Genomic DNA, 12563 nt, shown 5'->3' on the forward strand with positions numbered 1-12563 from the left:
CATTAGCACAAGACTAGGCAAATAGTTTGCCTAGTCCTTAAAGTTATAGAACTTAAACCCGTCTCAAATCCAAAGTATTGGGGAAGTCTGGATTAATCTCTTCCTTAGGTGGCTCCATCGGTTTGACCACTCCATTGGTATAGAACTGACGAGTGCCTTCGGATAAGGGTTTAGCTTCAATGACATCAGGGGTATTAGTGGTCATTTGGAAGCGTGAAAAACGACGGCCTTCGGCTTCATACGCATTAATCGGGAAGGTTTCATAACTACGCCCGCCCGCGTGCACCACATGATAAGTACAGCCCCCAATCGAGCGACCATTCCATGTATCAACCAGATCAAATACTAGCGGTGATTGCACGGGGATAGTCGGATGCAAAGCCGAGGGCGGTTGCCAAGCACGGAATTTGACTCCAGCGACATATTCACCTTGCACTCCGGTATTTTGTAGCGGTACGCGGCGTCCATTACATACCAGCACATAGCGCTCATCACGAATCCCCGACACTTTGACTTGAATGCGTTCCATCGAGGAGTCCACAAAGCGAGCCGTTCCGCTACTACTCATTTCCTCACCCAATACATTCCAAGGTTCTAAGGCAGCGCGTAGCTCGATTTCCATACCCCGATATTGCACGCGCCCAAACACTGGAAAGCGGAATTCATGGAAGGGTTTCAGCCAGTCTAATTGGAAGGGGAAACCTGCCGCCTGTAATTCATCGCATACATCACGCATATCCTCCCACACAAAATGCGGTAGCATAAAACGGTTGTGTAAATCCGTGCCCCAGCGTACCAATTTTTTCTGGTAAGGCGTTTTCCAAAAGTGCGCGACTAAAGTACGTAATAACAGCATTTGCACTAATGACATATGCGCATGTGGCGGCATTTCAAAAGCACGCAGCTCTAATAAACCTTGGCGTCCGCTATAAGAGTCCGGTGAATAGAGCTTATCAATACAAAACTCAGCCCGATGCGTATTCCCCGTAATGTCAGTCAGTAAATTGCGCAGTAGTCGGTCTACGAGCCAAGGCTGATTAACCTCTCCGGTAGGCATATGTTGGAAGGCAATTTCTAGTTCATACAGACTGCTATCCCGCGCCTCATCCACACGCGGTGCTTGGCTAGTAGGTCCAATGAAAGTACCTGAAAACAGATACGAAAGTCCGGGGTGATTTTGCCAATAGGTAATTAGACTACGCAGTAAATCAGGACGACGTAAGAAAGGACTATCAATCGGACGTGCAGCACCTAGTGTGACGTGATTACCGCCTCCCGTTCCGGTATGACGCCCATCAAGCATAAACTTTTCGGCAACTAAACGGGATAAACGCGCTTCCTCATAGAGCGTTTCGGTGTTATGCACCAATTCGTCCCACGCGCTAGCAGGGTGAATATTGACCTCAATAACGCCGGGGTCAGGGGTCACTTTAAAGGATTTGAGGCGTGGATCATGGGGTGGTTCATAGCCCTCAATCATCAGCGGCATATTAAGCTGCTCAGCAGTAGTCTCAAGAGCACTGATGAGTTCCACATACTGATCTAATGAGTTAAACGGCGGTAGGAATACATGCATACGCCCATGCCGCGCTTCCACACATAAGGCGGTGCGGATAATTTCCCCATAATACTCTTTAGGATAAGGTTTATGAGGTTTGGTATTAGTATGAGCGGGTAGAGCATTTTTATCTTCAAATGGGTCAGAATGTGCCTCGACCTCACGCTCATGTTGCGGGGTATAGTGCAAACTATCTAAGGGTAAGCGTAGCCCCATCGGTGAATTACCCGGAATCAGATACATGGCTTCACGACGGAAATACCAAGGCGCACTATCCCAATTCTGCTCCATTGCATTCCAGCGTAAGGGCAGGGCATAGCCATTCGGGGTATTTAGCCCGCGTTGTAAGGCTAATACTAAATCATTACGGTATTCACTGTTTTTAAGATCTAGCCCTAACCAATCCACATTAATCGGTTGACTGGCTTCTTTCCATAAGTAATAGAGGCGATCTTCATAGCCGGGGACTAAAAACTCGGTAGAAAGACCCAAGTTTTCGCAAAGCAAATAAGCAAAGCGCTGTGCATCCTCTAAGCCATAGCCATAATCTTTATTATCATCTGCGATCAGTTGAGGATTATTCCATAGAGGTAAACCATCGGTGCGCCAATAACAGGCTAACGCCCAACGTGGGAAAGGTTCGCCGGGATACCATTTGCCTTGACCGAAATGTAATAAGCTGCCTTTGCTAAAAGCCTGCTGCATACGGCGGAATAATACACCTGCTCGTTCGCGCTTATGCTCACCAAGTGCGGCTTGATTCCATTGAGGACTATCTACATCGTCCACTGACACGAAGGTGGGTTCACCGCCCATAGTCAGGCGCACATCTTGGGCAACTAAACTAGCCTCGACCTGATGCCCTAATGCCATAATGTCGGTCCATTGTGCATCGGTATAAGGCTTAGTAACGCGAGGGTCCTCGTGAATACGCTTGACGGTGTTGGAGTACTCCATCGTCGATTCGCATATATCGGTAAAACCGTGAATCGCTGCGGCACTACTAGGTGATGGGGTACACGCTAAGGGGATATGTCCGGTACTGGCAAAAAGTCCAGAGGTAGGGTCAAGCCCCACCCAGCCCGCACCGGGTAAATACACTTCAGTCCAAGCGTGTAAATCAGTAAAGTCCTCTTTAGGACCACTAGGACCATCTAACGCTTTAACATCGGGGGTCAATTGCACCAAATAACCGGACACAAAACGTGCCGCTAAACCTAAATGACGCAAAATCTGTACTAATAACCACGCACTATCCCGACACGATCCAGTACGTAAGCTTAGGGTTTGTTCGCAGCTTTGTACCCCCGGCTCCATACGGATATTGTAATTAATATCTTGTTGCAGACGATGATTAAGTGCCACTAAAAATAAAATGGTATTAGTCTGGTTAAAATCAATACCTTTCAACCATTTTTTGAGTTGCTCACCGTCTTCGCGGATTTCCAAGTAAGGAATGAGTTCCTTAGCTAATTCAGCATCATATTTAAACGGATAGTGTTGTGCATATTCTTCGACGAAAAAGTCAAAGGGATTAACCTCTACTAAATCTGCGGTGAGATTGACTTCAACGCTGAGTTCCTTCGCGCGTTCATTAATGACTAAGCGTGCTAGCCAGTTACCAAACGGGTCTTGTTGCCAGTTAATAAAATGGTTTTCGGGTTTAACCGTTAAGGAGTAGGCTAGAATCGGGGTACGAGTATGAGGCGCTGGACGTAAGCGGATAATATGTGGAGATAAATTTACAAAGTGATCAAAGTGATAGACCGTGCGGTGATTAAGGGTAACGTGAATACTCATAACATTCTCTTTGCTGGAATCGAATCATGGAGGAGGCGAATCTAAGCCCTAGGTTGGATTCGCCCGCGCTGCTTGGTGGTTTAATAGCCTTGGCGTTGGGTTTGTGATTGACCAGACTGTGATTGAGTTTGTGTTTGATTAAACGTGGGGTAGAACCATGTATTAGCAATTTGCCCTTGTAATACGCCCATTTCTCCTTGTAAGGAATCCATTAGCACATGGATTTGATCGGCTGGAATAGCGGTAATGTCTGCACTAGCGAGTTGGTCGCGAATCCTTTGTACTTTTGCAATAGGGTATTCGGGATGTGGTAGATAGCACATGCGTCTAACAATCGCCGCCAATGAGTAGCTCACCGAGCCGGGGAAAATAGTGTCTTTAAGCAAGAAATTCATCGCTTTAACACCATTAAGCCGCGAGTGCACATGCTGCATATACATTTGTCGCGCACTTAGGGCTTGTAATAGATTACCCCACAAAATGCCTTCATAGCGGCGCAGAATATCGCTGCGATCATCGGCGAGTAGTAAAGAGGTCATCTCTAAAATACGCGTACTCATATCAGCACGCTCAATGTGCTTACCGATTTGCATAAAGTCAAAGGTATTATCCCGACTCATATGGCTATCGAGTGCCCCACGAATACATTGGCAATGCTCCATGATTTGGCGCACAAACACCTGACGTAAATGGCGATCGGAAGTATTAGGCAGTGACTCATTCACCAGTAAGTGAATGCGGTTAGCTTGTTCCCATACCTCTTCGGGTAATACGTTTAAAGAGGTGCGAATATTTTCCCGCACCATGCCCAGTGAGCTGGCCAAAGAGGAGGGGTTATTCCGGTCGGCTACCAAGAACTGCATAATATTTTGTTCACTGGCATAACCGTATTGTTCACGGAAGGCTTGTTCGGCATTAAATAAGCGCACCAAGGTATACCAGTCAATTTCCATGCGATCGGGTAGATCCATGAGTAAAGAGGTATGCACATGAATGAGACGCGCGGTTTTTTCAGCACGTTCTAAATAGCGAGCCATCCAGTAAACGCGTTCAGCGACTTGGGATAACATGGTAATCATGCTTCTACCTCCTGAGTGCTGGGATTATCTAAGTCAAGCATATTCTCATTCACAATCCAAGTATCTTTACTACCGCCTCCTTGAGAGGAATTGACCACCAGCGAACCTTTGACTAAGGCTACGCGCGTGAGACCGCCTTGGGTGACGTAAATATCTTTACCACTCAAAATAAAGGGACGTAAATCCACATGGCGTCCTTGAATACCTTCATCGGTGGCAGTCGGTGTGACAGAGAGATTTAAAGTCGGTTGGGCAATATAGTTATTAGGATTGTCTTGGATTAATTGACGGAATTCTTCTACCTTTTCCGCACTGGAATGCGGACCTACTAACATGCCATAACCACCAGATTCATTAGCAGGTTTTACCACTAATTCAGCGAGATGCTCTAGTACGTATTCACGGTCTGCTTCACGGCGGCATACCCAAGTCGGTACATTAGGCAGAGAGGCTTCTTCACCTAAATAATATTTGATCATATCCGGTACATAGGCATAGATAACCTTATCATCCGCGACCCCACAGCCCGGCGCATTAGCAATGGCGACTTTGCCCTCACGCCATGAACGCATAATCCCCGGAATCCCTAAAATAGAATCTTTGCGGAATACTTCAGGGTCAATAAAGTCATCATCAATGCGTCGATAAATCACGTCCACACGCTCTAAGCCTTTAATAGTTTTCATATAGACATAATTGTCTTTGCCCACCATCAGGTCAGAACCTTCTAATAAAATTAAACCCGCCTGACGTGCTAAAAAGGCATGTTCAAAATAGGCTGAATTATAAATACCCGGCGTTAACAGTGCGATGGTAGGATGATCTAAATCAGGGCGCAATGAGGCTAACATTTCATAGAGTTGTGAAGGATAGGCACTCACCGGACGGATAGGCATAAGCTTAAAGATTTCAGGTAAAACGCGCTTAGTAATAGTGCGATTTTCCAGCATATAAGCCACCCCAGAAGGAACACGCAGATTATCCTCTAATACGTACATTACCCCATCGCTGTGGCGCACTAAATCAGAGCCACAAATATTTGCCCATACACCATGAGGGGGCGTCATTCCCTCGCAGGCGGGTCGATAACCCTTGGATTGATAAACCACATCCTCTGGAATTACCCCGTCCTTGATAATTTTGCCACCATTATACAAGTCCTGAATGAACATATTTAGTGCACGGATACGTTGCTTTAGCCCTATTTCGATGCGATCCCATTCCTCGCCCGGAATAATGCGCGGAATAATGTCAAAGGGCCAAGCGCGATCAATATTGCCTGCGTCACTATAAATAGTGAAGGTTATACCCATCTGGCGAATGGTAGCCTCAGCCTCACTGACACATTGCTTAAAACGTTGAGGAGAAAGGGAGCTTAGAAATTCAACTAAGCGCTCGCTGGTCGGTCGTGGCTGTCCTTGTGCCGCGATAAGTTCATCGTAATAAGTCTCTGGCTGGTATAGGTTCCATTCCTGACGCATAGGGTAATTCCCAAACTGAGTTGTTATTAGTAAGGTCTACAGTAGAAGTCAATTATCTTATCTACCACACAGCCCATACTCCTTACCATTTTTAAGCAAAAAGTATGCCGTTTAGTGGGTGGATAGTAGCCGTAATAAAAAGCTATTAAGGTTTCGGCGTTTTCTGGCTAAAGGGACTGAACAGCTCAGTCCATTTTGACCAAGTATCAGTATTAGCCATGATGCCTGCACGGAAAAACTGCAAAGGATCATAACCCTCTGTACCCGTTTTGAGGCGCTGGAGCATTTCATCCATCACTGCCTCATTAAATTTTTGTACATCGGGCAAGCCCACCAGACGGCGCATTTCTTCCGGGGTCAGATCTACATCGATGGTTACTTTCATCTCTATTCTCCTCCATTGGTGCTCTGAGCCAAGTTATCATGATCACATTTTAAGAGTTTTTCTAGCTCCAGAGTGAAAAATATGTTTTTACTAGAGTCGAAACAGACTTATTTGATCCAGCTCTATTAGGTAGGCTAGCTAGTGGTTTATTATGATCTGCTAAGTAGTGATTCAAAATAATTAAAATTAACTAGAGAGGTGTACACCATGACCGTATTTACGCTAACTGCTGAAGTTGATCCTTTTTTGCATGTGGCACTTCAAAAAGGTGAGAAAATTTTCTGTGAAGCAGGGGCTATGGTGATGATGGAGAGTACCCTAGAGTTGAAGGGTAAGTTAAATGGGGGCGTGGGCCGAGCCTTATTACAACATTTTGCTAATGGAGAGTCCTTTTTTCGGCAACATATTGAAGCTGTGCGCGGTGCTGGAGATTGTTTGTTGAGTGCGTCCTTACCCGGTGGAATGCAAATTTTGGATGTAGGTAGTACACAATATTTTTTGAATGATGGTGCGTTTGTAGCAGCCACTGAGCAGGTGGATTTAAAAGTACGTACTCAAGCCCTAGGGAATGCCTTATTTGCCCAGTCAGGGGGCTTTTTTGTCATGGAAACCGCAGGTAAAGGGCAAGTTGTGGTAGCAGGCTTAGGCGCTATTTATTCCTTAGAGGTTGAAGTAGGTAAGGATTTAATTATCGATAATGCCCATGTGGTGTGTTGGGATAATCGTTTACAGCATCAAATTTCCGTCACGACTAGCCAAAATAGAGGTGGGTTAGGAGGGATGCTTGGGAATTTAGTGAATAGTTTTACCAGTGGTGAAGGGGTGGTATTGCGTTTTAGTGGTACGGGTAAAGTTTATATTTGCTCACGCAATCCAGCGTCTTTTAGCCGTTTAATACAAAAAGCTATGGGTAGTTAAGTAAGTACTTGAGCCAAAATAATCGTGCATTTCCTACGCAGCCGCTGAGAATACGTCCCTGTACGCTTCAAGGCGGCATTCCTACCGCCAAGGCTGCTCCAAAAATACACGATTACTGTTTAGCTCAATACTTAGTTAGTAAGGTGGTACTTAATCAGTCGTTTCAGATTGGATTAAGTACTAGCCTACTTATCCTTAGTCGGCACTACCAGAGGCGGCTACTTGTGCTCTGCCCACATAGCCAGTATTACCGTTAAAGCGGTTAAAGTTAGCGAAATTAGTATCGAATAAGTCTTTAACTTCATAAAGCTTAAAGGTTTGTGTGTCACCTTTAGCTGAAATACTACCGTCTAATTTTTCAAGTATGCCACCGCCCTGAGCTTTGTCGCCTTGATCACCGCTGCGTTTTTTACCATCACCATCAGCGGTTTGACCCCAGAAGCCATGAGGCATAATGCCATCAGCAGCCACGTTTTCACTCTTGAAGTTTAGCGATAATTCACCACTTTTTAGACCAGACGAGACTTCATACTCTGGCGTTTTAATAGTTAAATTAGTACCTTGCTTTTTAATAGTGCTAGAGCCTAATTGATAGCTACCGTCTTTTAAGTCCTGATTATTGACACTTAGCTCACCTTTTTCAGTGAATTTAAGGTTATATACACCGTTCTCATTTCTAATGACAGCACCAATAGACCCCATTAAGGTTTGATCAGAACCTTTAGCTCTGAAGGCTGCATTAAGCTGGAAGTTTTTATCACTCAGAACATTATAGGTTTTACCGGCTTCACCTTTAATATCGTAGCTTTCACCTTCCGCACCTACGAAGTGTGGATCGCCCCAAATCGTTGAACCTGGATGAATCGCAATGGGATTAATCGGGGTGATAATAGGATTAGGGTTAACACTTACAGGATTGAAAGGGTAGGGTTGACCTCCAAAATAACCCGAACCGAACCCGCCGGGCATACCAAAGCCACCGAATCCGCCATTCATACCAGCACCACCAGACATGCCAGTTCCACCGTTCATACCAACACCACCGGACATGCCAGCGCCACCAAACCCGCCGTTCATGCCAGCACCGCCACCGAACCCACCGCTATTAAATAAAGATAAAAGCTGTCTAATTAAATTCATCAAAGCAGTACTATTAAAAGCAGAGCTTGAGCCAGTATTAAACCCATTAAATGAGTTACTGCCGCCAGACCAGTTAGAAGTATAGGTGGGTGTACCTAAACCAGTAGTAGAGGTTGTTACACTAGAAGTTTTTGGATTAGTAGTTACGCTGAGGTTATCGGTCATGATCTTTTACCTAAAATACAATTTTATTAACTAATATAAATTTAAAAATTATGAGTATATATTTAGGTATTTTTGTTAGTTTAACAGCAATCGTTGGGCGATATAACGTCCGTATCCACTTATAAAAGGTAGGGGGGCACTTTAGGTTTAATCTTGATTTTTAAACATTAATCAGGGATTTTTTAATTTATTGCGATGGTTTGGAGCTAAGCGTATGCTGAGTAACTTTTTTGTTGAGGTATTAAAACATGGAGCACTGGTTAAGCTTAGGTTCCTTGCCTGTTGAGGTGGTATTAGTACTGGTAGGATTAGCTATGCTAGCCGGTTGGGTCGATTCTATTGGGGGGGGAGGAGGATTGATCACTATCCCTGCTTTATTATGGGCGGGGATACCACCTGTGCAAGTATTAGCAACTAATAAACTACAAAGCAGCTTTGGATCATTAACGGCAACTTTAAACTATACCCGCCAAGGCTTATTAAAGCCGAGTGATTATAAAGTAGCAGTAGTATTAACCTTTATCGGTTCTGCCTTAGGTGCTTTAATTGTACAGCAAATTGATAGCTCTATTTTAAATAAAATTATTCCCTTTCTAATGATCCTATTTGCCATTTATTTTATTTTTGCCCCTGCCTTGACTGATCAAGATCGCCAGCGTCGGATGAGCCATACGGGGTTTGCTTTAATTATAGGGATGGGTATTGGTTTTTATGATGGATTTTTTGGACCTGGCACGGGAACATTTTTTGTAATGGCGGCCGTTTTATTATTAGGTTTAGGGATACAACGTGCCACAGGATTAACCAAATTATTAAACTTTACGAGTAATCTTGCAGCCTTAATGATTTTTGCAGCACACGGAGAGGTTTTGTGGGTGTTGGGTTTATTAATGGGTTTAGGGCAGATAGTGGGGAGTTTTTTAGGCTCACAAATGGCGAGCAAACATGGTGCTAAATTAATTCGTCCGGTATTAGTCATTGTGTCCCTAGCAGTATCTATCAAACTATTCGTTTTTAGTTGATCAATACAGTGAGAATGACCCTCAATTATTGCATCTTAGTGCACCTAGTTCGGTGGATATAGAGTCTCTGGGCAGAAAGATCACCGAAGTGTTAGAAGGTCATCCTCGCTGTATTGACCTGTATCCTATCCAGATTAGTAGTCCACAGCGGTTGTTCTGCCTATATAAATAGCATGCTTTGGCTAAAAGTAAAGTAAATCTTTTAAACATTGTCATACCATAATAGCAGCAGAATATTTGATTTTTATGACAATAATAGGTGACCTCAGTAGTGTTAGGTCACCTGCCTAAAGGTAGGAAAAAGACGATTATTGGTTAATGACGCGACAGCAGCCTGACACCACTTGGCGCTCGTCTAAAGCGCCCGTAATAGTATAAGGATAAGACGCATTACCGACTGAGCAGGCCTCTACCTTTTGTAAAAACAATTGAGTCATGCGTTGATCTTTCCTGCCTCCAATGACGGCAATACTGGAATGATTCGCTGATTGCTGACGGAAAGTCACCGGTACAGTATAGGATTTTTTCTCAGGATCAATCACATGTACGCTAGTAGCACTAATATGAATATTCCAACGTGGCTCAATACCTACACAACTCATGACTACGCGCTTAGGCGTTGTAGTTTTTGGTTTTACCGCTTGGGGTCTAGTAGGTAATGCCTGCTCATCTTCAGTCAAATAATGCTGATTCACCCAACCTTCCACTCCCGCCCAAGTGACATGTGTCCAGGTATTAGGGCCTTGAGTAGCTTGCTTACCTGTGGCTATGACACCTTTGCCATTAAAAGGTAATACGGCAGTCACGGGGTATTGAGTACCAGGGCCTGAACGCACATTAAGATTATCGTTAGGATTAATACGAGTGACGGAATATACGCGGCTTTGTTGGTCTACTTGAGCCGCCGATAAGGGGAGGGACATAGCGACTAGCATACTCGTGGCTAAGAGAGTAGAGAATAATTTCATGATGACTCCTGTTAAATACACTTCCTATTGAGTATCAAAACGGATAACTGCTGATCAGTTAAACGAGTGGTTTGTTGGTATGTCTCTTAGTGTAATGGCATTTAAAAAAATATCCGCATTAAAAAATCATTTTTAAATCAATTGATGAGTTTTTGTACTATTTTTAAGCTAAGCCCTATAAAAGTATCCGCCTAGCAGGCTCTGCTAAGCATTAAACAAGGGCTGTGATATATAGTATTCGATGCCTAGATGACTCATATTAACTAAGGATGACCCCATGATCCGATCCGCTAGAGTTGCCTCTGAAGCAACTGCTCATTATTACTATCAACAAGCCGTTACCTTATATAAGCAAAAACATTATCCTGAGTCATTAAAGCAATTAGCCCTAGGCTTACAAGTCGATGTTAACTACAAGCCACTTTATTTATTAGCCCGCGATATTTTCGCTAAATTAAATGGAGTCGAGGAGCGGCGTTTATTTGCGATTGCCTTAAGTGATTTTGATCAATTTCAAGCGTTTTTTGATTTAGGTTACCACTTTATTGATAGTGAACACTATGAGCTAGCCGCCGCTCTATTAGAAAAAGCACTCGCTCTTGCACCCACGAATATTGATGCTGCCTATGAGCTAGCATTCGCCTATATGGCAAGGTTTAATAATCAAGCAGCATTAAAAACTTTGGCTAAGGTGGACTATGAAAGCGATTTTTGGGCAGCTTATTTATATTATCAGTGTAAGCTCTGGCTCAAGCAGCCAGAAGGGGTGGCTGAGTTTATTCAGGATGTGCAGCTTTTATTAAAAAAACAAAGCTTAAATGATTCACTGGAGTTAATTCAAGATAAAATTAATGAGCTAGAAGAGAGTTTTAAGCGTTATCAGCAATTAACAATCACAGATAAGATGCCGATTCGAGATTGGCATTTTGTACAATATGGCGCAGCTATTTTGCATTATAATGAAGAAAATAAAACTATAGCAGGAGGGCGCTATACTCATTTGCAAGGCGATAATCAATTAGTCTATTTAGTGCTGAATAAATTAGTAGTTTATTTGCAGACTTTAAATCGTGTTCCCGAAAAAATAATAGCTTTACCCGATAGTGAGTCAGAACTACTAGGGCAAATATTAGCTCAGTTGTTACAACGACCCTGTAACACATTGGAAATGATGGAGGATTTTTCCCATTGTTTAATGGTAGCTGCCGATAGTAGTTTATTCAATGGGATTGAGCCATTAGTCGAGGTGTGTCCCCAGCAAACGGTTTTTGCTTTGAATCATTCGTGGCTAAAGCGTTCGATGATTGTACCCGATGTAGTGGGTTTTCTGACTCAAGAGTACGTAACCTCTTGGGCAGAGGCTGACCTAGAGCAAATACTCACTAATACTACATCATATTATATAAATAAAATTATGTTAAATAAATCATTTGTACTAGAACCTTGCTTTAAAGAACATCTTGAATTCTATCAAAGCCAAGATAAATGGTTAAAAGGAGGTATTCACGGAGGAGTGAAGCGCTCACCTTACAGTATTGAAAGCCCAGTAGGAGCAGAATGTTTTTGATAATTTTATATTTTTATAGGCGATTGACTTTAGCAATGAACCTAGACCTATTTCGACCTTTTGTCTTTTAAGCATTACCTTTTGTCCATTTGAGGTCTTAAAACATGCCAGACTCATTACACTCTAATATAAATCCCATACAACTTTAAAACAACTGATCTGAAAAGGAGTTCTAAGCTATGAAAGCAACAACTACATTAAGTGGTTTAGTCGCCAGTGCGGTTTTAGCGACATCAATGTTAGTTCCCGGTGCTGCTAATGCGGCTAGTAAACCTAATACCGCCTGCAAAAAAGCAGAAAAACAATTAACAGCTAAAATCAAACGTTTAAAGAAATTAGCGGCTGAACGTCGTAGCCAAGGTGACGCTTATGGTGAGCGCCGTTTAAAGAGTTTAGCGAATGTGATCGCGGCGCATCGGGGTAATTTACCTTGCGTCAATAAGCAAACATGCAGTATTTAATTTAATAGATCTATTAAAA

Annotated in this window: 10 protein-coding genes; 4 read left to right on the forward strand and 6 right to left on the reverse strand. The window is 43.3% G+C overall.

The window, feature by feature from the left end; translation table 11 throughout:
- Positions 1 to 52: 52 nt before the first annotated feature.
- The 4 genes from IPL34_RS14390 to IPL34_RS14405 form a co-directional block, all read right to left on the reverse strand.
- Positions 53 to 3358 carry a DUF2126 domain-containing protein gene (locus tag IPL34_RS14390; protein ID WP_296842141.1) on the reverse strand — a complete coding sequence of 1102 codons (3306 nt, stop codon included), beginning with the start codon at positions 3356 to 3358 and terminating at the stop codon, positions 53 to 55.
- Positions 3359 to 3438: 80 nt separating this feature from the next.
- On the reverse strand, positions 3439 to 4437 hold the full coding sequence (locus IPL34_RS14395) for an alpha-E domain-containing protein (protein WP_296842142.1): 999 nt from the start codon (positions 4435 to 4437) through the stop codon (positions 3439 to 3441).
- Positions 4434 to 5918, reverse strand: a complete 1485-nt coding sequence (locus IPL34_RS14400; protein ID WP_296842143.1) for a circularly permuted type 2 ATP-grasp protein — start codon at positions 5916 to 5918, stop codon at positions 4434 to 4436. Before IPL34_RS14400 ends, IPL34_RS14395 begins: the two co-directional genes overlap by 4 nt.
- A 145-nt stretch (positions 5919 to 6063) precedes the next feature.
- Positions 6064 to 6303: a DUF6489 family protein gene (locus IPL34_RS14405; protein ID WP_296842144.1), complete on the reverse strand. Its 240-nt coding sequence runs from the start codon at positions 6301 to 6303 to the stop codon at positions 6064 to 6066.
- A 207-nt stretch (positions 6304 to 6510) separates the two neighbouring features.
- Here IPL34_RS14405 and IPL34_RS14410 point away from each other — a divergent pair, with 207 nt between their 5' ends.
- Positions 6511 to 7221 (forward strand): TIGR00266 family protein, encoded by a 711-nt coding sequence (locus tag IPL34_RS14410; protein ID WP_296842145.1) that lies wholly within the window; start codon positions 6511 to 6513, stop codon positions 7219 to 7221.
- 195 nt (positions 7222 to 7416) lie between these two features.
- On the opposite strand, the gene IPL34_RS14415 is transcribed toward IPL34_RS14410, so the two are convergent.
- A complete protein-coding gene (locus tag IPL34_RS14415) occupies positions 7417 to 8526 on the reverse strand; it encodes a hypothetical protein (protein ID WP_296842146.1) in 1110 nt (369 codons plus the stop codon).
- Positions 8527 to 8774: 248 nt separating this feature from the next.
- On the opposite strand from IPL34_RS14415, the gene IPL34_RS14420 reads away from it, so the two are divergent.
- Positions 8775 to 9548 (forward strand): TSUP family transporter, encoded by a 774-nt coding sequence (locus IPL34_RS14420; protein WP_296842147.1) that lies wholly within the window; start codon positions 8775 to 8777, stop codon positions 9546 to 9548.
- Between the two features lie 308 nt (positions 9549 to 9856).
- On the opposite strand, the gene IPL34_RS14425 is transcribed toward IPL34_RS14420, so the two are convergent.
- Positions 9857 to 10516 carry an SH3 domain-containing protein gene (locus IPL34_RS14425; RefSeq protein ID WP_296842148.1) on the reverse strand — a complete coding sequence of 220 codons (660 nt, stop codon included), beginning with the start codon at positions 10514 to 10516 and terminating at the stop codon, positions 9857 to 9859.
- A gap of 277 nt (positions 10517 to 10793) precedes the next feature.
- Here IPL34_RS14425 and IPL34_RS14430 point away from each other — a divergent pair, with 277 nt between their 5' ends.
- Both IPL34_RS14430 and IPL34_RS14435 read left to right on the forward strand, forming a co-directional pair.
- On the forward strand, positions 10794 to 12083 hold the full coding sequence (locus IPL34_RS14430) for a tetratricopeptide repeat protein (protein ID WP_296842149.1): 1290 nt from the start codon (positions 10794 to 10796) through the stop codon (positions 12081 to 12083).
- A gap of 179 nt (positions 12084 to 12262) precedes the next feature.
- Positions 12263 to 12544 (forward strand): hypothetical protein, encoded by a 282-nt coding sequence (locus IPL34_RS14435; RefSeq protein ID WP_296842150.1) that lies wholly within the window; start codon positions 12263 to 12265, stop codon positions 12542 to 12544.
- The last annotated feature ends 19 nt before the right edge of the window (positions 12545 to 12563 follow it).

The sequence above is a fragment of the Thiofilum sp. genome (assembly GCF_016711335.1).
Classification (GTDB): domain Bacteria; phylum Pseudomonadota; class Gammaproteobacteria; order Thiotrichales; family Thiotrichaceae; genus Thiofilum.

Excerpts from the sequence above, each read along its gene's own strand:
- IPL34_RS14390 (WP_296842141.1), bottom strand. The coding sequence starts at position 3,358 with ATGAGTATTCACGTTACCCTTAATCACCGCACGGTCTATCACTTTGAT.
- IPL34_RS14395 (WP_296842142.1), bottom strand. The coding sequence starts at position 4,437 with ATGATTACCATGTTATCCCAAGTCGCTGAACGCGTTTACTGGATGGCT.
- IPL34_RS14400 (WP_296842143.1), bottom strand. The coding sequence starts at position 5,918 with ATGCGTCAGGAATGGAACCTATACCAGCCAGAGACTTATTACGATGAA.
- IPL34_RS14405 (WP_296842144.1), bottom strand. The coding sequence starts at position 6,303 with ATGAAAGTAACCATCGATGTAGATCTGACCCCGGAAGAAATGCGCCGT.
- IPL34_RS14410 (WP_296842145.1), top strand. The coding sequence starts at position 6,511 with ATGACCGTATTTACGCTAACTGCTGAAGTTGATCCTTTTTTGCATGTG.
- IPL34_RS14415 (WP_296842146.1), bottom strand. The coding sequence starts at position 8,526 with ATGACCGATAACCTCAGCGTAACTACTAATCCAAAAACTTCTAGTGTA.
- IPL34_RS14420 (WP_296842147.1), top strand. The coding sequence starts at position 8,775 with ATGGAGCACTGGTTAAGCTTAGGTTCCTTGCCTGTTGAGGTGGTATTA.
- IPL34_RS14425 (WP_296842148.1), bottom strand. The coding sequence starts at position 10,516 with ATGAAATTATTCTCTACTCTCTTAGCCACGAGTATGCTAGTCGCTATG.
- IPL34_RS14430 (WP_296842149.1), top strand. The coding sequence starts at position 10,794 with ATGATCCGATCCGCTAGAGTTGCCTCTGAAGCAACTGCTCATTATTAC.
- IPL34_RS14435 (WP_296842150.1), top strand. The coding sequence starts at position 12,263 with ATGAAAGCAACAACTACATTAAGTGGTTTAGTCGCCAGTGCGGTTTTA.